The following is a 22,563-nucleotide window of genomic DNA, read 5'->3' as shown; positions in this document are numbered from 1 at the left end:
GGTCAGCCGAGAGTCTCCTCCACGAGGTCGAGGTACGCGTGCCCGGCGGCGACGCTCCCGGGCAGCCGGAGCGCCGCGAATCCGCCGAGCAGCTGCCGCAGAGTGGCGAGGTGGTCCTTCCAGGGTGCGCCGGGCACGTAAGGGCCGCCGATGAACGCGATCATCGGAGCCGTTTCCGGTGATCGGCGGGCGATCCGCTTGCCCGCGATCGGGACGAGGGCGAGCTGCAATGCTCGATGATCGGCCGGGCCCTTGGCTGTCGCCTGTTCGTGCTCGCCGGCGTTGAGAAGCTCGGAGAAGGTGGCCGAGTCTCGGCCGAGACCTCGCCGGTCGAAGATGACGGTGCTGTCGGCCGGCCAGTTCGCCTGGGAGAGCCGGTGGATGTGCCAGTCGACCCAGAGCGGAAGCCCGTCAACGAGGTATTGCCCGCTGACCGCCCTGGTGCCGCGAGGGCCGTTGTGGCGGGCGTCGAAGGCCACCGCCGGCTTCCCGGTGCCGCAGGGAAGACGGCCGGGTGCCGCGTAGTCGTCGATGGATACGTCGTCGACCACGATGAGCAGGTCGATGTCGCTCCAGTCGTCGGCCTGCCCGGCTCCGAGCGAGCCGACCAGGGCAGCGCCGGCGACGACCGGGTCGCCGTGGAGGGCGGCGGTCGTGGCGCTGAGCCAGCGGGACCGGATGCCGGCGAGACGGGGAGCCGGCGGCCCATGGTTGTCGGCGCTCATCGGAACGGATCATAGCCGGGCGGATGCTGAAGCAGCCCCTTGTAGATCATGCCTGGCAGGCGGCCGGCCGCCGACGTTTTGTCATTCGCGGCTGCTAAACCATCGGCATGGACCTCTCCCCCCTCGCACAGCGCCTGTTCCATCTGCTCACCGGGACCGCGAAGGATCCCACGTACTGGCCCGACGCCGCCCAGCTGAGCGTCGGGCTGGGCACTCCGGCACGGGACGGCGACGGCAGCCGGACATCGGCGCGGCGGTACGCGATCGACGAGCAGACCAGGCAGCGGCTGGCCGCGCCGGCCCGCGAACTGGTCGGCTTCCTGCTGCGGGACGAGAGACGACCGTACGAACCCTTCTGCGCGCTGGTGGCGGCAGGCCTGGCGGGCATGGACGCCGACGTGAGCGCCCGGCTCGCCGAGGACTGGGGGCCGATCGCGGTCGCCGAGATGGAGCTGCTGCTCGGGTGGGACGTCGAGCGGCGGGCGCTGTTCGCCGAGGCGGAGCGGGCGCGGCCGCACTTTGACTCCCCGCCGCTGCCCGGCGCGGTCGAATGGCTCGGCGGCGAGCCCGGCTATCTGGACTTCGCCCGGACGGCTCTGGAGGCGGCCGAGGTCCGCGTCGCGGCGATCCACGCCGGCGAGATCCCCTACCAGGCGGACAAGGCGTTCGAGCGCGCGGAGACGGCGACCATCGGCCGGGCCGCACGGCTGGCGCTCTTCCGCGACGAGCCCTGGCTGCCCGAGCTGCTGCACAGGCTGCTGCGCGGGGTCGCGGTGGCACCCACCCAGGCCAAGACCCTGCCCTCCCAAGGACTGCTGTTCGAGATCGCCCGCGCGGTGGAGGAGCACCCGACTCCCGAGGCGGTCTCCGCGCTGCGCACCGCCCGCCAGGCCACCCGGCACGCCGGGGTGCCCAAGCAACTGGACCGGATGTTCAAACGCATCGAGCCCGCCCTGGCCGACCGGCTGGAGGTGGCGTTCCGGCTGCCCGACGGGCGGGTGCGTCAGGCCGTCGGCGAGCACACGGCGATGATCTCGACCGACGGCGCGGTCGAGCTGTCGTGGTGGCACGGGGACAAGAAGCTGAAGGGCGTCCCGGCGGCGGTCAAGAGGGAGCACCCCGACGAGGTCAAGCGGCTGCGCGAGCTGGTCAAGCGGACCCAGCAGCAGCAGGCCACGCTGATCAGGGCATTGGAAGCCGGATACACCAGCGAGACGGCTCCGCCGTACCGGCAGCTAGAGGGCCATGCGGTCACCGATCGGCTGATCTGGGAGTTCGAGGTCGCGCCCGGCGTCTGGCGCAGCGAGCTGGGGTTGACCGTGCCCGACGTGCCGGTGCGGCTGTGGCATCCGGCCCGCGCGTCGGCGGAGGAGGTGCGCACCTGGCGGGAGGTGGTGCAGGGCAAGGAGCTGCGCCAGCCGTACAAGCAGGCCTTCCGCGAGGTCTACCTGCTCACCCCCGCCGAGGAGGCGACCCGGACCTACTCCAACCGCTTCGCCGGGCACGTGGTGGACTACCGCAGGCTCCGTGCGCTGTTCAAACAGCGAGGCTGGCAATCCCATTTCCTGGGGGCATGGGACGGCGGCGGCGACGGTGACGCCCACCGGACGCTGGCGGGCGGACGGTGGCGGGTGACCCTGGACCACGGTCTTTACGACGAGGGCTACGCGGGCACCGGCCAGGTCCGCTTCCACCTGCTGACCGGGGGCAGGTGGCACGAGGCGCCGTTGGCGGAGGTCCCGGCGCTGGTGTTCAGCGAGGCCATGCGGGACGTCGACCTGTTCGTGGCCGTCGCCTCGATCACGGCCGATCCCCAGTGGGCCGGCCAGGGGCCGGACCGGCTGCAGGACTACTGGCGGACCGGCTCGTTCGCAGCGCTGCCGCCCTCCGCCGAGGTGCGCCGCGACGCGCTGTCTCGATTGATCGGGCGCACCGCCATCGCCGACCGGTGCACCCTGACCGACCGCTTCCTGGTGGTCCGGGGCGACCTGCGCACCTACAAGATCCACTTAGGGTCGGCGAACATCCTGATGGAACCCAACGACGCCTACCTGTGCATCGTCTCCGCAGGCGACCCGCACGCCGGACTGTTCCTTCCCTTCGAGGAGGACGGCCGGTTGGCGCTCATCCTCAGCAAGGCTTTCCTACTAGCGAACGACACCGCCATCACCGACCCCTCCATCACCCGCCAGCTCCGGGCCTGATCCACGCGAGAAAGGAACCTCCACAGGGAGCGCTGCCACTCCGGCCCCGACATCCGCGGCCGTCGCTCCAAAGCGAGAGCACTGCTCTTGACTTTGGCGCGCCCACAAGAGAGCATTGCTCTCGCCACAGAGCGATGCCCTCTTCAAGGAGCACTCATGTCGACCCGGCTCACCGCCGCCGCCTTCGCGACCGGCGGCATCCAGTTCCTCATCTACCCGGCGATCCGCCCCTCCGGCGACGACGCGGCCGCGATGGCCTCCACGGAATGGGTCATCGGGCACGCCGCCGCGATGTTCGGCTTCATCCTCATCGGGCTGGCCGTGCTCGGCCTGCACCAGGTGCTCGGTGACCGTCTGTCGCTGCGGGCGGCGGTGGTGACGTGGATCGGCGCCGGCCTGACGCTGCCGTACTACGGTGCCGAGGACTTCGGGCTGAACGTGATCGCCCGGCGCTCGCTGCGCGACCAGGCGCCCGCGCTCATGGAGCTGGCGCAGGAGTTCAGGCATGGGCCCGTCGCGCTCACCATGTTCGCCGCCGGATTGTTGTTGCTGGGCGCCGGCGTGGTCATGGCGGCGATCTCGGTGTGGCGCTCGGGCACGCTGCCCCGGTGGAGCGGGACGGCACTGGCGTTGGGATTCGTGCTGTTCATCCCACAATTCTTCGGCCCGTACCCGCTGCGAATCGCGCACGGCGCGCTCATCATGATCGGCGGCCTCTGGCTGGCCACAGCCCTGCAGACGGCGCGGCCACGGGTGAAATCGGCAATCGTCTGAATAACCGAAGCCCCATCCGCGATTGGATCACCCCGCAGGTGGGAATCCCATCACGGTACCAAGCGTTAGACACCGTGGGAGACAGACCCCCCACTTCAAGGGGGCCCTGTAGGAGGCATTGAGACATGGGCGAGCGCGCGCTTCGTGGCACCCGGCTCGGGGCAACCAGCTACGAGAACGACCGTAACACGGATCTGGCTCCGCGCCAGGACGTGTCCTACACCTGCCCTAAGGGCCATCGCTTCGAGGTTCCGCTTGCCGCCGAGGCCGAAATCCCCGCGACTTGGGAGTGCCGCATGTGCGGCGTGACCGCGGTACGCGTGGACGGCGAGCAGCCGGAATCCAAGAAGACGAAGCCCCCACGGACGCACTGGGACATGCTCCTGGAGCGGCGCTCTATCGAAGACCTTGAGGAGGTGCTCAACGAGCGGCTCGCGGTTCTGCGGGCCCAGCGTCGTAAGAGCGCCTGACCTTTCTCACGGTGACACCCCCGGGCCCGGCGGCCCGGGGGTTCTTCATGCCCGAGCTTCGCCGAGCGTCAGCTGACCAGCGCCCGAGTGGCCGAGTCCTTCAGTCGGGTGTTCGCCCAGCGCACCTGGCGCAGCGTCTGCGAGTGACAGCGCAAGGCGAGCAGGTCCGCGCGTTGGCGCCCTGCGCGGCCTGGAGCCGCCTACCGGGAGTGCCGCGGGTGGCGGAGGGCCGCAGGCAGTCGTGGTGACGTGCGGAAACGACGAGGGACCACGGTTTCCCGCGGGCAGGAGGCTAGTCGCGCTCCTCCCGGATGACCTCGCCGTGCACCACCCGGCCGCCGTTCGGAGCCTCGCCGTGCGGAGCGCCGGCGTCGGGGCGCGGCGGGAAGAGATTCGCGTACGGCGACGCGGCCGCCATCCTCTTGACCCGGCGCTCGAAGAACCACGCCCCCAGGCGGCGCATCATCGGTCGGGTGAACGGCAGCACGCACAAGAACCCGAACACGTCGGTGAAGAACCCCGGCGTCAGCAGCAGCGCGCCGCCCACCAGCACCAGGCCGCCGTCGGCCAGCTCGCGGTTGGGCATCCGGCCTGACTGCAAGGCCTCCTGCAGCGCCCGCCAGGCCCGGCGCCCCTCGCGGCGCACGATCCACGCGCCCAGCAGGCTGTCGGCGATCAGCAGGGCCACGGTCGCGGGCCCGCCGATCACGGATCCGACCTGGATCAGCAGCCAGATCTCCAGGACGGGGACGACCAGGAAGGCCAGGAAGAGCAGAAGCCGCATCGTTTCCTCGATTCCGCATACGCGTACGCCAGGAACAACGCCCGGCGCACCGGAAGCGTTCCTAACCTGGCTCGCCTTTGCGGCGCAACCGCCTGGGCAGGCCGGTGACGCCCCACATGCCGATCCGCCACAGCGCCTCAGACATGACCTTGCCGCTCATCTTGCTCTTGCCCACCGTACGCTCCACGAACGTGATGGGCACCTCCACCACCCGCAGCCCGTGCCGGGACGTGCGCAGCGTCAGGTCGACCTGGAAGCAGTAACCCTGCGACTCCACGCCCGACAGGCCCACCTTCTCCAGGGTGGCGGCGCGGTAGGCGCGGAAGCCGGCGGTCGCGTCGCGCACCGGCAGGCCCAGCATGACGCGGGTGTAGACGTTGGCGCCCTTGGACAGCAGCTCGCGCCGGTGCGGCCAGTTGACCACCTTGCCGCCGGGCACGTAGCGGGACCCGATCGCCAGGTCGGCGCCGTCGGCCAGCGCATGGAGCAGCTTCGGCAGCTCCTCCGGCTGGTGCGAGCCGTCGGCGTCCATCTCCACCAGCACGTCGTAGCCCTGCTCCAGCCCCCAGCGGAAGCCGGCGATGTAGGCCGCGCCCAGGCCCTGCTTGCCCGGCCGGTGCAGGACGTGCACGTGCTCGTCGGCGGCGGCCAGCTCGTCGGCGACCTCGCCGGTGCCGTCGGGGCTGTTGTCGTCGGCCACGAGCACGTGGGCCTCCGGCACGGCCGCGCGCACCCGCCCGACGATCATGGGCAGGTTGTCACGCTCGTTGTAGGTCGGCACGACGACCAGCACCCGGCCGAGAGTCTCCATCGTTCAGTCGTTCCTCACCTGGTCGCCTCGCCGCCTGCCACGCCACGCGGCGACCGCGGCGGCCGCCGCTCCCATCACCATCAATGCCCACTCAGGAAACGCACCCACCTTGGTGGCGAGCGTCTCCTGGGTGCGTACGGGCACCTTGACCACGTTCATGTCCGCGACCAGCTCGCGGGTCTGCCATGCGACCTTACCGTCAGGCGTGACGAAAGCCGAGATTCCCGTGGTCGCAGCGGTCACCACGGCCCTGTTGTGCTCGACCGCGCGCAGCTGCGACATCGCCAGCTGCTGCGGCGGCAGGTTGGACAAAGCGTAGGAGGCGTTGTTGGTCTGCACCACGAGCGGGGTGCCGCCGGCACGCACGGTGCCGCGCACGGTGCCGTCGTAGGCCACCTCGTAGCAGTTGACCGCGCCGACCGTGACCGGGCCCATCTTCAGATCGCCCGGTTTGTCGCCAGGAACGGACTGCCTGCCGACCAGGCCGGCCCGCTCCCACAGCGCCAGCACGATGTCCTTGAACGGCGTGTACTCGCCGAACGGCACCAGGTTCTGCTTGTCATAGTAGGCGCCGGCCCCGGTCACCGGGTCCCACACCAGGCTGCGGGTGGCACGGTGCTCGTCGCCGATCGCGACGACAGCGCCGACGAGCGTCGGCACGCCGACGTCACGTACGGAGTCCTGAATGATCTGGCGGGCGATCTCGTCCTGGTAGGGGTCGATGTCGGTGGAGTTCTCCGGCAGGACGACGATGTCGGGCTTGGGGAGTTTCCCGGCGCGTACGGCCTCGGCGAGGCGTTTCGTCTCGTTGGCGTGATTTTTCAGGACAACGGCGGGCTCGTCGCCAAGGGCGTACATGCCGCGGCCCGGAACATTGCCCTGCACGATGCCGACGTTGATGTTGCGGCCCTCGTCGCCCGGCCGCGGTATCGCCAGGGTGAGCACCGGCACCGCCAGTGCCACCGCAACCGGGATCGCCCTGCGCCACGCCCGGCTTCGTACCAGGACGGCGTGGGCCAGGAGCGCGCCGCACAGGGTCGCGGCGAACGACACCAGCGGCGCCCCACCCAGCGCGGCGTAGGGCGTGAACAACGACTCGCCCTGGCTGAAGGCCACCCGCGCCCAGGGGAACCCGCCGATGGGCACCAGCCCGCGGGCCCACTCCATGCCCACCCACAGTCCGCCGAACCACACCGGCCACCCGGGCAGCCTGAACACCAGCGCGGCCAGAGCGGCCATGGCGGCGTAGAACAGGCTCTCGGTGCCGACCAGCATCAGCCAGACATCGTCGCCGATGGTGCGCACCCATGCGAGGGCGGGGAACAGGAACACCGCCGCGCTCAGATAGCCCAGCCAGGCGGCCCGCCTGGGCCGGGTGCCGTAGAGCGACCCGATGATCAGCGCGATGCCGAGGGGCGCGCACCACCACCAGCCGAGCGGCGGGAAAGCGGCGAACAGCGTGATCCCACCGACCACGGCCGCCACGACCCGGGCCGCCAGCACTTTGCGCGACTCGCGCCCGGCCTCCCCGGCCGCGGTCGCCGCCGCAGGCGGGGCCTCTCCCCCGCCGGCCAGTGTCCCGGGCACCGCGTCCGGCCTTGTCGCAGGGGCCACGTCCCTTGTCGCAGGGGCCACACCGCCGCCGTCGGGCGGCACGTCATCTCCGCCGGACGGCACTACGGGCGTCGCGTCCGGGGCCTCACCTCCGACTCCCTCCGCCTCCCGCGGCCCATCGGCCACCGTTGAGGTGTCGGTGTCGGTGTCGGTGTCGGTGTCGGTGTCGGTGTCGGTGTCGGTGTCGGTGTCGGTGTCGGTGTCGGTGTCGGTGTCGGTGTCGGTGTCTGGGTCGCTCATCGCTCCGCCGTCTGCCGATGTCTCACGCGCCGGGGCGGTCACAGGCGCATCCGCGCGCTCAGCGCCGGCCGCCTGCTCGGCCGCCGGCGCCATCTGGGAGCCGCGCTCCGCTCCGCTGTCGTCCGACGTCTCGCCGGTTCGACCGGCCTCGGACGGCGCGGCGTCGGCGGGGGGTGCCGCCGTCGCACCCAGCGTGCGGTCGCGCTCCCGGCTCGTCTCGGGAGGGCTGATCAAGTCGAGGGAGGACAGGCCGGGGGCGGACACGTCGGCGGCGGACGGCGGTGCTGCCGGAGTGGTGTCCCCGGTGGGCCGGCTCGGCGGTGCGTCCAGCGAGTCCCGCACGTCCGCGGAGCCGAGAGCGTCCGCGGAGCCAAGAGCGTCCGCGGAGCCCGAGGAGTCCAGCGCGTCCAGGGAGCCCGGGTCGGCCTCGACGGCAGGAGTTGAGCCGTGCCCGGTCGCGGGCGGTAGGCTCGCTCTGTCCTGAACCACTCCGGCATCTCCTCGCCACCGTCGAACGCCTGCTTGCGAAAACGCTACCGCCCCACGGCCGCGCTCGAGCCAGCGCAGGCACAAGAAAGATCGAAGAAACGACGTGGCGGCGGGGTGATCCCGCGACCCACGGGACCACCCGGCGCACTCGGCGGTCCTGCGCACGAGAGCGGAAGAGGGCCCGGAAACCCTTCGGACCGGACCCGTCTCGTCGGCGGCGAGCTCGGAATTCCGTTGTCTACTGGGCTCCCGGACCCGTCCCGGGTCCAACCCCCCGCCCGGTTGGGGTGCCCCGACTCGACGGACCGACGGCCCTGCACCTGGCTGTGTGGACGAAGCCACGCTCCGTCACGGACGCAGGATCCGGCGATGTCAGAGACGGCCAACCGGCCAAGTCCCGTGCTGGACTGCGCAGCAAACTACCGACTCCACCTCAGATGTCAACCGTGTCCCGATCAGCAGAAACATCAAGTTTCCGCAGCTAGGACATGTATGACCTGGCCACCGCAATGCAGATCAAAGCCCATTTCCCGGTGCGGGCGACCGGCTCGGCAAGCCCTGCAGGGCCGGCGAAAGCGGCCGCGCATGAACGACGCCGAGCCGCTGCGTGGCACGGGTGAGAGCAACATACAGGTCGCTGGGCCCCCGTGGCGACTGAGCGGCGATGAGGTCGGGTTCGGCCACGATCACCGAGTCGAACTCCAGCCCCTTGGCGTCGCTCACCCCCATGACGGCCACCGGCGCGTCGAGGGCTTCGGCTCCCCTGGCCCGCCCGGCCCCGGGCGTGATCACCACGGTGCCCGCGACGGTCGCGGTGACCTCGGCGCCCAGCGACTCGAGCAGCGCGTCCGGCACCACCACGGCGACCTTCCCGCCCTCGCCAACCTCGGCCTTGGCCAGCTCGGGCAGCGCCGACAGCGGCGCCGACCAGGGCTCGACGCCAAGCTCGCGTACCGAGGTGGGCGCCTCGAGAGCGGGGTCGATGGTGGTCAGGACACGGGCGGCCACGGCCATCAGCTCGACCGGCGTGCGGTAGTTGACGGTGAGCCGCTCCTGGCGCCAGCGCCCGGCCACGTACGGGTCCAGCGCCGACGACCACGACCGGGCCCCGGCGGCCGAGCCGGTCTGGGCGATGTCGCCCACGATCGTCATCGACCGTGTCGGGCAGCGCCGCATGACCGCCCGCCAGGCCATCGGCGACAGCTCCTGCGCCTCGTCCACGATCACGTGCCCGTAGGCCCAGGTGCGGTCGGCCGCGGCGCGTTCGGCGGTGGTGAGGTAGGGGCCCTCGCCGCGCTGGCGTTCGGCCAGCCGCTCGGCCTCCATCACGTCGGACAGGCCCGTCAGCTCCAGGACCTCGCGAGCGTAGGCGAGCTCGGCCTCGCGCTGGTGCTCCTCGGCCTGCCGGGCGGCGGCCAGTTCCTCTTCCGCCTGCAGGGCGGTGGCGCGCAGCACCTGCTCGTCGATCTCGCCGAGCAGCTCGGCGGCCTCGTCCAGCAGCGGCACGTCCGACTCGGTCCACTCCCCGCCGTCACGGCGCAGCAGCGCCTGTTCCTCCGGCGTCAGCTGCGAGGCCGCGTAGCCGAGCCGCTCCGGCGAGCCGTACAGGCCGAGCAGCAGCCGCTGCGGCGTCAGGTACGGCCACAGCCGGTTGAGCGCCGACTTGACCACCGGCTCGGTCCGCAGCTCCTCGCGCAGGTCGGCCAGCTCCTCCTCGTCGATCAGCCCCTTGCCGATCTTGCGGGCCTGCTGCCTGGCCAGCGCGTTGAGCAGCGACCTGACGAACACGGAGCGGGCCTGGTTGTGCGGGCGGCGCGAACGAGTTGCCTTGTTCTTCGCCGCCTCCAGCATGGAACGGTCGATGCTGAGCGTGATCCGGCCGACGGCGAGCTCGATGGGCTTGCGCGGCACCTTCTGCCGGTCCCGCACCGCCTTGGCGATGACCTCGGCCATGCGCAGGTCGCCCTTGAGCGCGGCCACCTCGGGGCGCTCCCTGGCGGTGGCGGTCACCCCCGGGTACAGCTCGCCGACCGTCGACAGCAGCACGTCGGTCTCGCCGAGCGAGGGCAGCACCTGCTCGATGTAACGCAGGAACGTGAGGTTCGGGCCGAGGATGAGGACGCCGCGGCGCTCCAGACGTTGCCTGTGCGTGTAGAGGAGGTACGCGGCGCGGTGCAGCGCCACCACGGTCTTGCCGGTGCCCGGGCCGCCCTGCACGACCAGCACGCCGCCCAGGTCGCTGCGGATGACGCGGTCCTGCTCGGCCTGGATGGTGGCGACGATGTCGCGCATGCGGCCGGTGCGCCGCTCGTCGAGCGCGGCCAGCAGCGCGGCCTCGCCGTTGAGCGTCGCGCGGTCGGCGTCGCTGAGCGAGTCGAGGTCGAGCAGGTCGTCGTCGACGCCGACGACCGTGCGGCCCTTGGTCTGCAGGTGGCGGCGCCTGGTCACGCCCATCGGGGCGGCCGGGGTTGCGCGGTAGAACGGCTGCGCAACCGGGGCCCGCCAGTCGATGAGCAACCTCCGCTGGTCGTCGTCGGTGAGGCCGAGCTTGCCGATGTAGAGCCGGCCTTCCTCGAGGTGATCCAGCCGTCCGAAAACCAGGCCGCGCTCGACCGCCCACAGCCGCGCGAGCCTGGAGGCGTACATGTCGGCGAACGAGTCGCGCTCCGACCGGTTCTGCATCGTGCCGACGGCACCCGCGGCCAGCACCTCCTTCAGCTGGTGCTGGGTGCGCTCGCGCAGCGTGTCGAGCCGACCGTAGAGGCGCGTGACGTATGCTTGCTCATTGGCGAGCTCCGTTTGACGAGTTGCCGCCTGACCATTAATGTGGTTAATGGGACACTCCGGGCCATTCTGCTTGTTGTTACGACAAACGACGACATTAGCATGCCTGTCGAGGTACTCCGCCCTCCTTTTCTTCCTTCCCAGACGTTCGGTTACGTCTTCGTTTCGGCTCTTGACCATTCTGGCAGGTCCGCCTTACGTTCTTCGCAAGTTAGGAAAGTTTCCTAACTTGCGAGCGAAGGAGTCGCCGTGAGCGGTCCCGTGCCGGGGACACCCAGTCTGCTACGCGCCATCAACGATCGCGCGGCTCTGCTGGCGCTCCTCGAACGCGGCCCGCTGACCCGCCCCGAGATCGGCGCGCTCACCGGGCTGTCCAAGCCCACGGCATCCCAGCTTCTCTCCCGCCTGCAGGAGGCGGGGCTGGTGGTGCTGGACGGCATCAGGGAGGGCCTGCCGGGCCGTACGGCGGAGGTCTACCGGATCAACCCGGCCGCGGCGTACGTGGGCGCGCTCGATGTCACCCCGGACCGGATCGAGGTCAAGGTGGCCGACATCACCGGCGCGATCGTGGGCGAGCACACGCTGCCGACGCCGCGCCGGCCCCACGGCGAGCTGGTCGACCGGCTCAACGCGGCGCTGCTCGGCGCGGACCCGCCGGACAAACTGCGCCGGGTCGTCATCGGCGTACAGGCGGCGATCGACCCGACCACCGGCAGACTCGGGTACGCCGCCACCAAGGACGTGCCCGGCTGGCAGATCCCGGACCTGGTGCCTACGCTCAGTGCCGGGCTGGGCGTGCCGGTGAACGTCGAGAACAACGTCAACCTCGTCGCGCTCGCCGAACAGGCGCACGGCGCCGCCCAGGACAGCCAGAACTTCGTGCTGCTGTGGGCGGACTCGGGCATCGGCTCGGCCATCGTCATGGGCGGGCGCATGCACAGGGGCGCGACCGGCGGCGCGGGCGAGGTGGGCTACATGCCGACCCCGGGCGCGCCGACGGCCCGCGAGGCCGGCCGCCTCGCCGACCACGGCTACCAGGCGCTCACCGGTGGCCCGGCCGTGCTGAAGCTGCTGCGCTCGTACGGCGTGCGCGGCGCCGACTTCCGCCAGGCCGTCGCGAACGCCGTGCGCGCGGCCGAAGGCACCGGGCAGAAAGCCGACGACGCCAGGGCCGGGCTGCGTGACATCGCCGCCCGTCTGGCCGTGGGCCTGGCCGCGATCACCTCCGTCGTCGACCCCGGCCTGATCGTGCTGACCGGCGGCGTGGTGCTGTCCGGCGGCGAAACCCTGCGTGAGCTCGTCGAGCATGAGCTGCACGCGCTCACCATCCCCCAGCCTCGTGTGCGGTTGTCGAGCGTGGAGGGCAACCCGGTCCTGGCCGGCGCCCTCGACCTGGCCCTCGACACCGTGCGCGAGGAGGTCTTCAGCTCCACTGTTCCCTCGTAAACCTGTCCCTCGTAAACCGGTCCCTCGCAAACCTGGCAGGAGGCACCCCCCGTGCGCTTCGTCCCCCTCGCGGTCGTCGCAGCCCTCGCGCTGACCGCCTGCACCGCCGGCAAGGAGGCCGGGCCCTCGCTCGGCGCCCAGCCCAAACCCTCAGGATCCGCTTCGCAGGCCCTTCCCGCCGCCACGATCGAGTTGTGGCACGGCTTCTCCACCGACGCCGAGGTCAAGGCGTTCGAGGACGCCATAGCCGGGTTCAACAAGAAGTTCCCGCAGATCACCGTCAAGGCCACCAAGGGTGTCCAGGACGACCAGATCACCCAGGCCATCCGCGGTGGCCAGGCGCCCGACGTGGCGGCCTCGTTCACCACCGACAACGTCGCCCAATGGTGCAAGTCGGGAGCGTTCCAAGATCTGACTCCGGTGATCCAGCAGGACGGCATCGATCTGACCGTGCTGCCGGCGGTGGCACGTTCCTATACGGCCTTCGACGGCAAGCAGTGCACGCTGCCGCTGCTGGCCGACGCCTACGGCCTCTACTACAACAAGGCCCTGATGAAGGGCAGCGAGCCGCCCAAGACGCTGAGCGAGCTGACCGAGCTGACCAAGAAGCTCACCGTCCGCGACGCGAACGGCAACATCAAGGTGGCCGGTTTCATCCCGAGCGTCCAGTACTACGAGAACAGCCCCAGCCACATCGGCCCCATGGTCGGCGCGAAGTGGTACAACGACGACGGCACCTCGGCCATCGGCTCCGACCCGGCCTGGAAGCAGCTCCTGACCTGGCAGAAGGAGCTGGTCGACTGGTACGGCCACGACAAGCTGGAGAAGTTCCGCAAGAGCCTGGGCGACGAGTGGAGCGCCGAGCACCCCTTCTACAAGGGCAAGGTCGCCATGATCCTGGACGGCGAGTGGCGCAACGCCATGCTCGCCAATGACGCCAAGGACCTGGACTACGGCACCGCTCCCCTGCCCGTCGCCGACGACAAGCCCGACCTGTACGGCAGTGGGTTCACCGCCGGCACCGTCATCGGGGTGCCGAAGGGCGCCAAGAACCCGCAGCACGCCTGGGAGCTGATCAAGTACCTGACGACCGACACGAGCTCGCTGGTGACGCTGTCGAACGCGCTGCGCAACGTTCCCACGACGAAGGCGTCGATGGAGTCTCCCGACCTGGCCAAGGACGCCAATTTCAAGACGTTCCTCGACGTCTTCGCCCACCCGAAGACCTCGACGCTGCCCGCCACCGTGAACAGCGTCTTCAACCAGGAGGTCTTCGCCTCGTTCGTCGCCAAGTGGGAGAAGGGCTCCGTACCGGATCTGGACGCCGGTCTGAAGGACGTGGACAAGCAGATCAACGACAAGCTGAAGCTGTCCGGAGGCTGATGTGAGCGCCGTCCACGCCGCGCCGCCGCGATGGCGGCGCGGCGAGGGCCTGCGTGCCCTCGCCTGGCTGTCGCCGTGGATCGCCGGAGTGTCGATCTTCTTCGTCTACCCGCTGCTGTCCACGGTGTACTTCTCCTTCCACCGCTACGACATGTACACCCTCGAGTTCATCGGCCTGGACAACTACCGCTACCTGCTGCAGGACGCCCGGGTGGCGACCTCGGCGCGCAACACGCTCTGGCTGGTGATCATCATGGTCCCGGCGACCGTGCTGTTCTCGCTGGCGCTCGCCCAGCTGGTGATCAGGCTCAAGGCGGGCGTCGGCCTGCTGCGGACGATCTTCTACTTGCCGTCGCTGGTGCCGATGACGGCGGGCACGATCACGTTCGTGTTCCTGCTGAACCCGGGCACCGGCCCGGTCAACCAGGTTCTCTCCTGGTTCGGCGTCGAGGGGCCCGACTGGTTCGGCGACCCGGCCTGGTCCAAGCCCAGCCTGACGATGTTGTCGCTGTGGGGCTGCGGCCAGCTCACGGTGATCTTCATGGCGGCCCTGCTGGACGTGCCCAGGCATCTGTACGAGGCCGCCGCGATCGACGGCGCGGGCCCGTGGCGGCAGTTCCGCAGTGTGACCCTGCCGATGATCGCGCCGGTGCTGATGTTCGCCCTGGTCACGAACGTCATCTACGCCCTGCAGTACTTCTCGCAGGCGATGATCGCCTCCCGGGTGGCCTCGGGCGTGACCGACTCGGCCGGCAGCTCGTTCTCTCCGGGCTACCCGGAAGAGTCGCTGCTCACGCTGCCGCAGTGGCTGTTCCACGTCGGCTTCCGCGACTACACCATGGGGTACGCGTGCGTGCTGGCGCTGCTGCTGTTCGGCACCTCCATGATCTTCACGTTGATCCTGCTGCGGCAGTTCCGCCGGGCCGAGGAGGTCTCATGAGCGCCACCATCACCTCGCCGCCCCGCACGGCGCTCGCCCGGGGCGCGCGGCACGACGGGGCCAGGGCGCGCCGGCGTCGCATGCTGGTCTGGATCGCCACCCACTCCCTGGCCATCGCGTTGGCGCTGATGTTCCTGGCGCCCGTGGTGTTCATCGGGCTGACCGCGCTGATGACCGACGAGCAGGCGCTGACCAGCGAGTTGTGGCCGCAGAGCTGGAACTGGGACAACTTCGCGGTGGTGTTCGAGAAGTCGCTGCTGTTGCGGTGGGCGGGCAACACGCTGATGTACGCGGCGCTCGGCACGGTCTTCACCGTGGTGTCGTCGCTGCCGGTGGCGTACGCGCTGGCCAGGTTCCGCTTCCGGGGGCGGCGGCTGGCGTTCCTCGTGGTCATCACCACGATGATGTTGCCGCCGCAGGTCGTGGCGGTGCCGATCTATCTGGTGTGGGCGCGGCTGGGGCTGACCGACAGCCTGTGGCCGCTGATCCTGCCCATGCTGCTCGGCGACGCGTTCTCCATCTTCCTGCTGCGCCAGTTCCTGGTCACGATCCCGCGCGACTACACCGACGCGGCCAAGGTGGACGGCTGCTCGGACATCAAGACCCTGCTGCGGGTGATTCTCCCGATGGCGCGTCCGGCGATCGCGGCGGTGGCCCTGTTCCAGTTCTTCTACTGCTGGAACGACTATTACGGGCCGCTGCTGTACGCCGGCGTCGAGCAGGAGAAGCTGACGTTGTCGCTGGGTCTGGCGACGTTCAAGGCGTTCCACAGCGTGCAGTGGAATCTCACCATGGCCGCCACGTTGCTGGTGACGGCGCCGGTGATCATCGTGTTCTTCCTCGCCCAGAGAGTGTTCATCGAGGGCGTCACCTTGACGGGAGTGAAGGGTTGAAACTGGCCGTGGTCGGGGGCGGGTCGACGTACACGCCGGAGCTGGTCGACGGGTTCGCGCGGCTGCGCGACGAGCTGCCGGTGTCGGAGATCGCCCTCATCGACCCTGACCCCGCGCGGCTGGACCTGGTCGCTGGGGTGTCGCGGCGGATGCTGGCGCACGCCGGGCACCCGGCGCGGGTGCTGGCGACCTCCTCGGTCGCGGAGGGCGTGGCGGGGGCGCAGGTGGTGCTGTTCCAGCTGAGGGTGGGCGGGCAGGCCGCCCGCGACCTGGACGAGACTGTGCCGCTGCGCTGCGGCTGCGTGGGGCAGGAGACGACGGGCGCGGGCGGCCTGGCCAAGGCGCTGCGCACGGTCCCGGTCGTGCTGGGCATCGCCGAGACGGTACGCGAGCACGCCCCGGACGCCTGGATCGTGGACTTCACCAACCCGGTCGGGATCGTCACCCGGGCGCTGCTGGACGCCGGGCACCGGGCGATCGGGCTGTGCAACGTGGCGATCGGGTTCCAGCGGCGGTTCGCCGGCTGGCTCGGCGCCGACCCGGCCCGGGTCTCGCTCGGCCATGTCGGGCTCAACCATCTGAGCTGGGAGCGGGCCGTCTACCTCGACGGCCGGGACGTGCTGCCCGCGCTGCTGGCCGAGCACGGCCAGGAGATCGCCGACAGCCTCGGACTGCGGCCGGGCCTGCTGCGCCGGCTCGGCGTCGTTCCGTCCTACTATTTGCGGTATTTCTATGCTCATGACGCGGTCGTGCGCGAGCAGCGCTCGAAGCCGACGCGGGCCGCGGAGGTGGCGCAGATGGAGACACGGCTGCTGGAGCTGTACGCCGACCCGTCCGTGGTGGAGAAACCGGAGCTGCTGTCCCAGCGGGGCGGGGCGTTCTATTCGGAGGCGGCGGTGGCGCTGATCGCGTCGTTGCTCGGCGATCGGGGCGACACGCAGGTGGTGAACGTGCGCAACGCGGGCATGCTGCCGTTCCTCGGCGACGAGGCGGTGATCGAGGTGCCGGCGACCGTCGGCGCAGGCGGGGCCGTACCGTTGCCGGTCGTGCCCGTCGAGCCGCTGTTCGCCGGGTTGATCGCGAACGTGTCCGCGTACGAGACGCTCGCCCTGGACGCGGCCCGGCACGGCGGCGCGGACCGGGTGCGTGACGCGCTGCTCGCCCATCCGCTGATCGGGCAGGACGAGCTCGCCGAGGAGCTGACCGGCCTGCTGCTCCGGGCGGGGCGCGAGCACCTGCCCTGGACGGTGGGCTAGTGGCGCCTCACAGGCTCGTTCTGGCCGTGGACGGCGGCAACAGCAAGACGGACGTGGCGTTGCTGTCGGAGGACGGCGAGGTGCTCGGGAGGGGCCGCTCGGGACCTTTCGTGCCGCAGCAGGACGGCGTCGCCGCGGCCGTGAGCGTCGTCGAGGAGGCGGTCGCGGCGCTGGCGCCCGCGTACGGTTTCGACCACGTGTCGGCCTGCCTGGCCGGGGCGGACCTACCGGTGGAAGAGGAGGCGCTCGCCCGGGAGTTCACCGCCCGGGGGTTCGGGACGGACGTGGTGGTGCGTAACGACACGTTCGCGCTGCTTCGGGCCGGCGCGTCGGACTCGTGGGGGGTGGCGGTCGTGTGCGGGGCGGGCATCAACGCGGTCGGCGTCGCGCCTGACGGCGCGGTCACCCGCTTCCCCGCGCTCGGGCCGATCAGCGGGGACTGGGGCGGCGGCCATGGCCTGGGCGAGCAGGCCCTGTGGCATGCCGCCAGGGCCGAGGACGGCCGAGGTGTGCCGAGCGCTCTGGCCGGGCTGATCACGTCCCACTTCGGGACGCGGACCGTCGAGGAGCTGGTGCTGGAGATCCACTTCGGCCGCGTGGACGGGGCCCGGCTGCACGAGCTGGCGCCCGGCGTGTTCGCGGTGGCGGCGGCCGGGGACGCGGTGGCCAGGTCGCTGGTGGAGCGGCAGGCCGAGGAGGTGGCGGTCATGGCCGAGGTCTGCCTGCGCCGGCTCGGCCTGCTGGGGACGCCGGCGGAGGTGGTGCTGGGCGGCGGCCTGCTGACCGCCAGGGACCCGCTGATGACGTCGCTGCTGGACACCGAGTTCGCGGTGCGGGCGCCGCGGGCCGAGCTGGTGGTGGCCGACGTCGCGCCGGTCATGGGCGCGGCCCTGCTCGGCCTGGACCACCTCGGCGCCTCCGATGCGGCCAGGACCCGCCTGCGCGCCCACTTCGAGCCGTCCCGCACGCCCTGAGGCCGCGCAGGGCGGTCTGCGCGGGCGCTTGGTACCGTCGGGATGCCCGGGGCAAGACCGTCAGGCTCAGGGGTCCTCGTCCTGCAGGAGGCGGGCGCGGCTGTTGGCCAGATGCACGCGGACGGCGGCGCGGGCGGCCTCGGCGTCCTGCCGCCGGATCGCGGCGTAGATGTGGTCGTGCTCGGCGACGATCCTGGCGAAGTCCGGCCGATCGGGACGCAGACGTTCGCGCGGCATGATGATCATCGACGGGCCCAGCGAGGCGAGCAGGTCGGCGAAATACCGGTTGCCGGTGACCAGCGCGACCCGCAGGTGAAACAGGTAGTCGGCGTTGACCGCCGCGCTCGGGTGGCCGGCCGCCGACTCGAAGCTCTCCAGCGCCTCCCGCAGCCCCGCCAGCCCGGCCTCAGTGCGGCGGGCCGCGGCCAGCCCGGCCGCCTCGACCTCGACCCCCATGCGGAAGTCGAGCAGGTCGACCACCTCCTGGCGGGTCTTGGCGGGCGCCGGGTCGAAGCCGGTCGTGCTGGGCCGGGCCAGCACGAAGCTGCCCCGCCCGTGCTGCGTCTCGATCAGCCCTGCCGCCTTCAGCCGCGCGATGGCCTCGCGCACGACGGTCCTGCTCACGCCGTACGTCTCCACCAGGTCGCTCTCGGTCGGCAGCCGCTCGCCGGGCCTGATCACGCCTTCCTGGATGCGCGCGGTCAGGGTGTCGACGAGCTGCTGCGTGCGGCTGGTCACGTCGTCTCGTACCGCTCGGCGGTCCACTTGGCCGCCTGCTCGCTCAGCGTGACGCCGATGCCCGGCCGGTCCGGCACCAGCATGCGGCCGTCGCGGATCTCCAGGCGCTCGTTGAACAGCGGCTCCAGCCACTCGAAGTGCTCCACCCACGGCTCCATCGCGTACGCGGCGGCCAGGTGGAGGTGGATCTCCATGGCGAAGTGCGGAGCGAGTTGGAGCCGCTCGTGCTCGGCCAGCGCCGCCAGCCGCAGGAACGGGGTGACGCCGCCGATACGCGGCGCGTCCGGCTGGATGACGTCCGCACTGCGGGCCCTGATCAGCTCGGCGTGCTCGCCCACACTGGTCAGCATCTCGCCGGTGGCGATCGGGGTGTCCAGCGCGGCGGCCAGGGCCGCGTGCCCGGCGTGGTCGTAGGCGTCCAGCGGCTCCTCGATCCAGACCAGGCCGTACTCCTCCATCGCCCGGCCCATCCGCGCGGCCGTCGGCCGGTCCCACTGCTGGTTGGCGTCCACCATCAGCGGCACCTGGTCGCCGAGGTGCTCGCGCACGGCTTTGAGCCTGGCCAGGTCCGTCCGGGTGTCCGGCTGGCCAACCTTGATCTTGATGCCGCCGATGCCGCGCTCCAGCGCCGCCGTGGCGTTGTGCAGCACCTGCTCGATCGGCGCGTGCAGGAACCCGCCCGAAGTGTTGTAGCAGCGTACGGAGTCGCGGTGGGCGCCGAGCAGCTTGGCCAGCGGCAGGCCCGCGCGCTTGGCCTTCATGTCCCACAGCGCCACGTCGAGTGCGGCGATGGCCTGAACCGCCAACCCGCTGCGGCCCACCGACGCGCCCGCCCAGCACAGCTTGTCCCACAGCCGGGCGATGTCGTTGGGGTCCTCTCCGACCAGGTCGTTGGCGATCTCCTTGGCGTGCGCGTACTGGCCGGGGCCGCCGGCGCGCTTGGAGTAGCCGAACCCGATGCCCTCGTGCCCCTGCTCGGTGCCGATCTCGGCGAACAGGAACGCGATCTCGGTCATCGGTCGCTGCCTGCCGGTCAGCACCTTGGCGTCGCTGACCGGTGTGTCGAGGGGGAGGTAAACGGAGGAAAGGCGCACCCAGGCAATACGATCCGCAGAAGTCATCATGACAACATCCTATGTCGTCGTACAACCCAGACGCCAGCCGCGAGGGCGGCGGCCGCGGCATAGGCCGGGGTACCGGCGGAGGTCAGGTACGCGACCGCGCCCGCCACGGGCACGCCGAGCCATTCCCAGCGGCCGTCGAGAGCCACCAGGCCGACGATCAGCAGGGCGTACCAGGGATAGCCGGGGGTGAGGACGAGGAGGGCCGTGCCGGTCAGCACGAGCGCGCCGCGCCATGGGCGGTCGGGGTCGCCGCGCCTGAGGACGTGGAGCAGGACGGCGGCGAGGATCGCCAGGGCGGCGGGCAACGCCCAGGAGTCCGGCAGCGCCCAGCGCAGGAGCGCGTACCTGTCGCGGGCACCGGCCTCGTCGTAGCCTTCCTCGGCCAGGTAGCCCGACAGATAGCCGAGCACCGACGCCTGCGAGGCGAGCACGTACGGCACGTAGGCGAGGACCACGACCAGCACGGCAGGGATGAGGGTCCGGAGCGCGCACCGGGCCGCCCGCGGGCTCGACAGCGCCCCAGAGAGCGCGCCCGGAACCACCACGGCCGGCACCAGCTTCACCGCGACCGCCGCGCCGAGCAGCGCGCCGCGCCCGAGCGGCCCGGCGCGGGCGGCACCGAGGGCGAGCACGACGGCGGCCACGGCGAGCATGTCGACGTGGGCGTTGTTCACCGCCTCCATGGGCACGGCGGGGCACCATGCCCAGTACGCGGTCTGCCGCACGTTCCGCCTGCGCAGCAGGATCAGCAGGGCGGCCAGGGTGCCCGCCGCCAGCAGCCCGCCGGAGACCTGCAGCGGCTTGTGCCGGGCGCCCTCCGGGCTCAGGCGGTCCACCAGCAGGAAGTACGCCTCCGCCAGCGGCGGGTAGATCGTGTGCACGGTGGGCCGGTTGATCCTCGTGCAGGCTCCGTCGATCGGGTAGAAGCGCCCCAGCGCGCAATCGGGGAACAGCCAGGGGTCGCGGAGGTGGGCGAGGGCGGGGTCGGCCGGTGTGCGGTCGTACGGGGACAGGCCGGCCGACTGGACGCGGCCGTCCCAGGCGTAACGGAAGGAGTCCGTGCTGGTGGCCGGCGGACCCAGCAGGCCCGTGGCGATCATCGCCAGTCCCCCGGCCAGCACCAGCCGCCCCGCCGGGCGGTCCGGCACGCCACGCAGCGCCCACACCGCCGCGCCGAACAGCGCCCAGGCGGCGGCGTACCACCAGAAGATCCCGTCAGGGGCGGTGTGGAAGAGGACGGCGAGGACGGTCACCTGCGCGGCGACCAGCGCCGCCGCCACACCCGCCCACCGCCGCCCACGACGGGCCGCAGGGCGGGGTGCGCTCTGGGCCGGTGCCTGCGCTGTCGCGCCGTCCCGCGAAGCGGCCGTCAGGTGCGGCTGTCGTGCCCTCATGGTGCGCAGCGTCTTCGGCTCTCTGTGTTACATGAGTAAAACGGACATCAGCGTGGCCTCGTCGCATGCCGGCCTAGGCCGGGAAGCGAGCCGGCAACAGCTCATAACCTGGCACCACCTCCTGCCCGTGAGGAGGTGGCGGCGCGATCCGTCCGCACTTCGTAAGAGATGTGCCGCAGGCCGCCGCACGCTACGAGCCCGCAGGCGCGCCTCGGACGGGGTTCCTTGGGGGGACGGCAGACGTGCGCTGGGCGGTCAGGCGGAGTTGTTCTGGGCGGGGGCAGGTTCGGCGGTCATGTCCGGGGCCCGGTGCTCGTACGGGGTGCTCAGCACCACCGTGGTGCGAGTGGAGACGTTCGCGGCGGCGCGGATCTGCTGCAGGAGGTCCTCCAGCGCCACCGGCGAGGCGACGCGCACCTTGAGGATGTAGCTCTCGTCGCCCGCCACGCTGTGGCATGCCTCGATGGCCGCCAGGTGGGCCAGTCGCTCAGGGGCGTCGTCGGGCGCGGCGGGATCGATCGGCTTGATCGACACGAAGGCGGTCAGCGGCAGCCCGATCGCGTCGTGGTCGACGATCGCGGCGTATCCGCGCAGGACGCCGCGCTTCTCCAGACGGCGTACGCGCTGGTGCACCGCTGAGACCGACAGCCCGGTCTCCCTGGCCAGGTCGGTGAAGCTCATGCGGCCGTCGCGGGCCAGCAGCGCGACGATCCGGCGGTCGATCTCCTCCATCGGTCAAAGGTAGCCGGTCGTGGTCACGACATGGTCCCGACCGGAGTGACGCCCCGGCGCATCGCGTGCTCCACGAGCGTGACGAGGACCTCCCTGCCTGAGTCGCGCCTGCGGGCGTCGCAGCGCACGATGGGGATGTCCGGCTCCAGGCCGAGCGCGTCACGTACCTCGCCGACGGTGAAGGGCTGCGTGCCCTCGAAACAGTTGAGCGCCACGATGAACGGCTGCTCGCGCTTTTCGAAGTAGTCGACGGACGGGAAGCAGTCGTCCAGGCGGCGGGTGTCGGCCAGCACCACGGCGCCCAGCGCGCCCATGGCGAGTTCGTCCCACACGAACCAGAACCGCTCCTGGCCCGGGGTGCCGAATAAGTAGAGCATGTAGTCGTTGCGGATCGTGATGCGGCCGAAGTCCATGGCCACGGTGGTGGTGAGCTTCCGCTCGACGCCGGACAGGTCGTCGATGTGCGTGCCGACCTGGGTGAGCGCCTCCTCCGTGCGCAGGGGCCGGGTCTCGGAGACGGCGCCCACCATGGTGGTCTTGCCCGCGCCGAATCCCCCGGCGATCAAGATTTTGATCGCCGTCGGTAGTCGCCAATGGTCAGAGCGACCGAATTCCATCCAGCACCGCCCGTACATCTCCCGCGCATGCGTGGCCCCTCCCCTGAGGTGCCGTGGTCAGTGGTACCTGTCAAGGTGTGTTGAGAAGGCCGATCCACATGCCTGGCATCGAGACACCCTAGCAACGCCACATTTTCCACTCAAGCCGCAATTTGTTGCAAGAATCAAAAT

19 protein-coding genes are annotated in these 22,563 nt (G+C 71.0%); 9 read left to right on the top strand and 10 right to left on the bottom strand.

All coding sequences use genetic code 11. The annotated features are described in order from the left end of the window. Positions 1-2: 2 nt before the first annotated feature. Entirely contained in the window at positions 3-725 is a 723-nt protein-coding gene (locus ACTWPT_RS25890) for a nucleotidyltransferase domain-containing protein (RefSeq protein WP_443180039.1), read from the bottom strand. Between the two features lie 107 nt (positions 726-832). On the opposite strand from ACTWPT_RS25890, the gene ACTWPT_RS25885 reads away from it, so the two are divergent. The 3 genes from ACTWPT_RS25885 to ACTWPT_RS25875 all read left to right on the top strand — a co-directional run bounded on the left by ACTWPT_RS25885 (position 833) and on the right by ACTWPT_RS25875 (position 4,173). Continuing rightward, positions 833-2,929: a DUF4132 domain-containing protein gene (locus tag ACTWPT_RS25885; RefSeq protein WP_443180038.1), complete on the top strand. Its 2,097-nt coding sequence runs from the start codon at positions 833-835 to the stop codon at positions 2,927-2,929. 156 nt (positions 2,930-3,085) lie between these two features. Continuing rightward, positions 3,086-3,703, top strand: coding sequence for a hypothetical protein (locus ACTWPT_RS25880; RefSeq protein WP_443180037.1), 618 nt, complete (start codon positions 3,086-3,088; stop codon positions 3,701-3,703). A 125-nt stretch (positions 3,704-3,828) separates the two neighbouring features. Continuing rightward, complete coding sequence (locus ACTWPT_RS25875) at positions 3,829-4,173, top strand: RNA polymerase-binding protein RbpA (RefSeq protein ID WP_443180036.1); 345 nt, start codon at positions 3,829-3,831, stop codon at positions 4,171-4,173. Positions 4,174-4,465: 292 nt separating this feature from the next. Here ACTWPT_RS25875 and ACTWPT_RS25870 read toward each other — a convergent pair whose 3' ends face one another. The 4 genes from ACTWPT_RS25870 to ACTWPT_RS25855 all read right to left on the bottom strand — a co-directional run bounded on the left by ACTWPT_RS25870 (position 4,466) and on the right by ACTWPT_RS25855 (position 10,820). Next, entirely contained in the window at positions 4,466-4,957 is a 492-nt protein-coding gene (locus ACTWPT_RS25870) for an FxsA family protein (RefSeq protein WP_443180035.1), read from the bottom strand. Between the two features lie 61 nt (positions 4,958-5,018). Further along, complete coding sequence (locus tag ACTWPT_RS25865; RefSeq protein WP_443180034.1) at positions 5,019-5,768, bottom strand: polyprenol monophosphomannose synthase; 750 nt, start codon at positions 5,766-5,768, stop codon at positions 5,019-5,021. Between the two features lie 3 nt (positions 5,769-5,771). Beyond that, positions 5,772-8,111, bottom strand: a complete 2,340-nt coding sequence (gene lnt, locus ACTWPT_RS25860; RefSeq protein WP_443180033.1) for an apolipoprotein N-acyltransferase — start codon at positions 8,109-8,111, stop codon at positions 5,772-5,774. 516 nt (positions 8,112-8,627) lie between these two features. Beyond that, complete coding sequence (locus tag ACTWPT_RS25855; RefSeq protein ID WP_443180032.1) at positions 8,628-10,820, bottom strand: HelD family protein; 2,193 nt, start codon at positions 10,818-10,820, stop codon at positions 8,628-8,630. A 324-nt stretch (positions 10,821-11,144) separates the two neighbouring features. Between ACTWPT_RS25855 and ACTWPT_RS25850 the strand changes: the two genes are divergently transcribed. From ACTWPT_RS25850 to ACTWPT_RS25825, 6 genes are read left to right on the top strand one after another with little or no spacing between them, the layout of a single operon-like run. Beyond that, complete coding sequence (locus ACTWPT_RS25850; RefSeq protein WP_443180031.1) at positions 11,145-12,341, top strand: ROK family transcriptional regulator; 1,197 nt, start codon at positions 11,145-11,147, stop codon at positions 12,339-12,341. 51 nt (positions 12,342-12,392) lie between these two features. Further along, on the top strand, positions 12,393-13,724 hold the full coding sequence (locus tag ACTWPT_RS25845; RefSeq protein ID WP_443180030.1) for an ABC transporter substrate-binding protein: 1,332 nt from the start codon (positions 12,393-12,395) through the stop codon (positions 13,722-13,724). Between the two features lies 1 nt (position 13,725). Next, a complete protein-coding gene (locus ACTWPT_RS25840) occupies positions 13,726-14,664 on the top strand; it encodes a carbohydrate ABC transporter permease (RefSeq protein ID WP_443180029.1) in 939 nt (312 codons plus the stop codon). Next, complete coding sequence (locus ACTWPT_RS25835; RefSeq protein ID WP_443180028.1) at positions 14,661-15,557, top strand: carbohydrate ABC transporter permease; 897 nt, start codon at positions 14,661-14,663, stop codon at positions 15,555-15,557. The genes ACTWPT_RS25840 and ACTWPT_RS25835 overlap by 4 nt, the downstream gene beginning before the upstream one ends. Next, a complete protein-coding gene (locus tag ACTWPT_RS25830) occupies positions 15,554-16,813 on the top strand; it encodes a 6-phospho-beta-glucosidase (protein ID WP_443180027.1) in 1,260 nt (419 codons plus the stop codon). Before ACTWPT_RS25835 ends, ACTWPT_RS25830 begins: the two co-directional genes overlap by 4 nt. After that, on the top strand, positions 16,813-17,787 hold the full coding sequence (locus tag ACTWPT_RS25825; protein WP_443180026.1) for an N-acetylglucosamine kinase: 975 nt from the start codon (positions 16,813-16,815) through the stop codon (positions 17,785-17,787). Before ACTWPT_RS25830 ends, ACTWPT_RS25825 begins: the two co-directional genes overlap by 1 nt. 66 nt (positions 17,788-17,853) lie before the next feature. Here the strand turns inward: ACTWPT_RS25825 and ACTWPT_RS25820 are convergent, their stop codons facing one another. From ACTWPT_RS25820 to ACTWPT_RS25800, 5 genes are all read right to left on the bottom strand, one after another. Further along, positions 17,854-18,525 (bottom strand): FadR/GntR family transcriptional regulator, encoded by a 672-nt coding sequence (locus ACTWPT_RS25820; RefSeq protein WP_443180025.1) that lies wholly within the window; start codon positions 18,523-18,525, stop codon positions 17,854-17,856. Next, positions 18,522-19,649 carry an L-talarate/galactarate dehydratase gene (locus tag ACTWPT_RS25815; RefSeq protein ID WP_443180024.1) on the bottom strand — a complete coding sequence of 376 codons (1,128 nt, stop codon included), beginning with the start codon at positions 19,647-19,649 and terminating at the stop codon, positions 18,522-18,524. The genes ACTWPT_RS25820 and ACTWPT_RS25815 overlap by 4 nt, the downstream gene beginning before the upstream one ends. Then, the gene (locus ACTWPT_RS25810) at positions 19,646-21,043 is read right to left on the bottom strand and encodes a glycosyltransferase 87 family protein (RefSeq protein ID WP_443180023.1); all 1,398 of its coding nucleotides are present in this window, start codon (positions 21,041-21,043) and stop codon (positions 19,646-19,648) included. The genes ACTWPT_RS25815 and ACTWPT_RS25810 overlap by 4 nt, the downstream gene beginning before the upstream one ends. A 255-nt stretch (positions 21,044-21,298) precedes the next feature. After that, positions 21,299-21,775 (bottom strand): Lrp/AsnC family transcriptional regulator, encoded by a 477-nt coding sequence (locus ACTWPT_RS25805; protein WP_443180022.1) that lies wholly within the window; start codon positions 21,773-21,775, stop codon positions 21,299-21,301. A gap of 23 nt (positions 21,776-21,798) precedes the next feature. Further along, complete coding sequence (locus tag ACTWPT_RS25800; protein ID WP_443180021.1) at positions 21,799-22,392, bottom strand: GTP-binding protein; 594 nt, start codon at positions 22,390-22,392, stop codon at positions 21,799-21,801. Between the last annotated feature and the right edge of the window lie 171 nt (positions 22,393-22,563).

It is taken from the genome of Nonomuraea sp. 3N208 (assembly GCF_052245935.1).
In the GTDB taxonomy this organism is placed as follows: Bacteria; Actinomycetota; Actinomycetes; order Streptosporangiales; family Streptosporangiaceae; genus Nonomuraea.
The sequence above is the reverse complement of the archived record's forward strand: the minus strand, read 5'-3'. Positions and strand labels throughout refer to the sequence as shown.

Excerpts from the sequence above, each read along its gene's own strand:
- ACTWPT_RS25890 (WP_443180039.1), bottom strand. The coding sequence starts at position 725 with ATGAGCGCCGACAACCATGGGCCGCCGGCTCCCCGTCTCGCCGGCATC.
- ACTWPT_RS25885 (WP_443180038.1), top strand. The coding sequence starts at position 833 with ATGGACCTCTCCCCCCTCGCACAGCGCCTGTTCCATCTGCTCACCGGG.
- ACTWPT_RS25880 (WP_443180037.1), top strand. The coding sequence starts at position 3,086 with ATGTCGACCCGGCTCACCGCCGCCGCCTTCGCGACCGGCGGCATCCAG.
- ACTWPT_RS25875 (WP_443180036.1), top strand. The coding sequence starts at position 3,829 with ATGGGCGAGCGCGCGCTTCGTGGCACCCGGCTCGGGGCAACCAGCTAC.
- ACTWPT_RS25870 (WP_443180035.1), bottom strand. The coding sequence starts at position 4,957 with ATGCGGCTTCTGCTCTTCCTGGCCTTCCTGGTCGTCCCCGTCCTGGAG.
- ACTWPT_RS25865 (WP_443180034.1), bottom strand. The coding sequence starts at position 5,768 with ATGGAGACTCTCGGCCGGGTGCTGGTCGTCGTGCCGACCTACAACGAG.
- ACTWPT_RS25835 (WP_443180028.1), top strand. The coding sequence starts at position 14,661 with ATGAGCGCCACCATCACCTCGCCGCCCCGCACGGCGCTCGCCCGGGGC.
- ACTWPT_RS25815 (WP_443180024.1), bottom strand. The coding sequence starts at position 19,649 with ATGATGACTTCTGCGGATCGTATTGCCTGGGTGCGCCTTTCCTCCGTT.
- ACTWPT_RS25810 (WP_443180023.1), bottom strand. The coding sequence starts at position 21,043 with ATGAGGGCACGACAGCCGCACCTGACGGCCGCTTCGCGGGACGGCGCG.
- ACTWPT_RS25805 (WP_443180022.1), bottom strand. The coding sequence starts at position 21,775 with ATGGAGGAGATCGACCGCCGGATCGTCGCGCTGCTGGCCCGCGACGGC.
- ACTWPT_RS25800 (WP_443180021.1), bottom strand. The coding sequence starts at position 22,392 with ATGGAATTCGGTCGCTCTGACCATTGGCGACTACCGACGGCGATCAAA.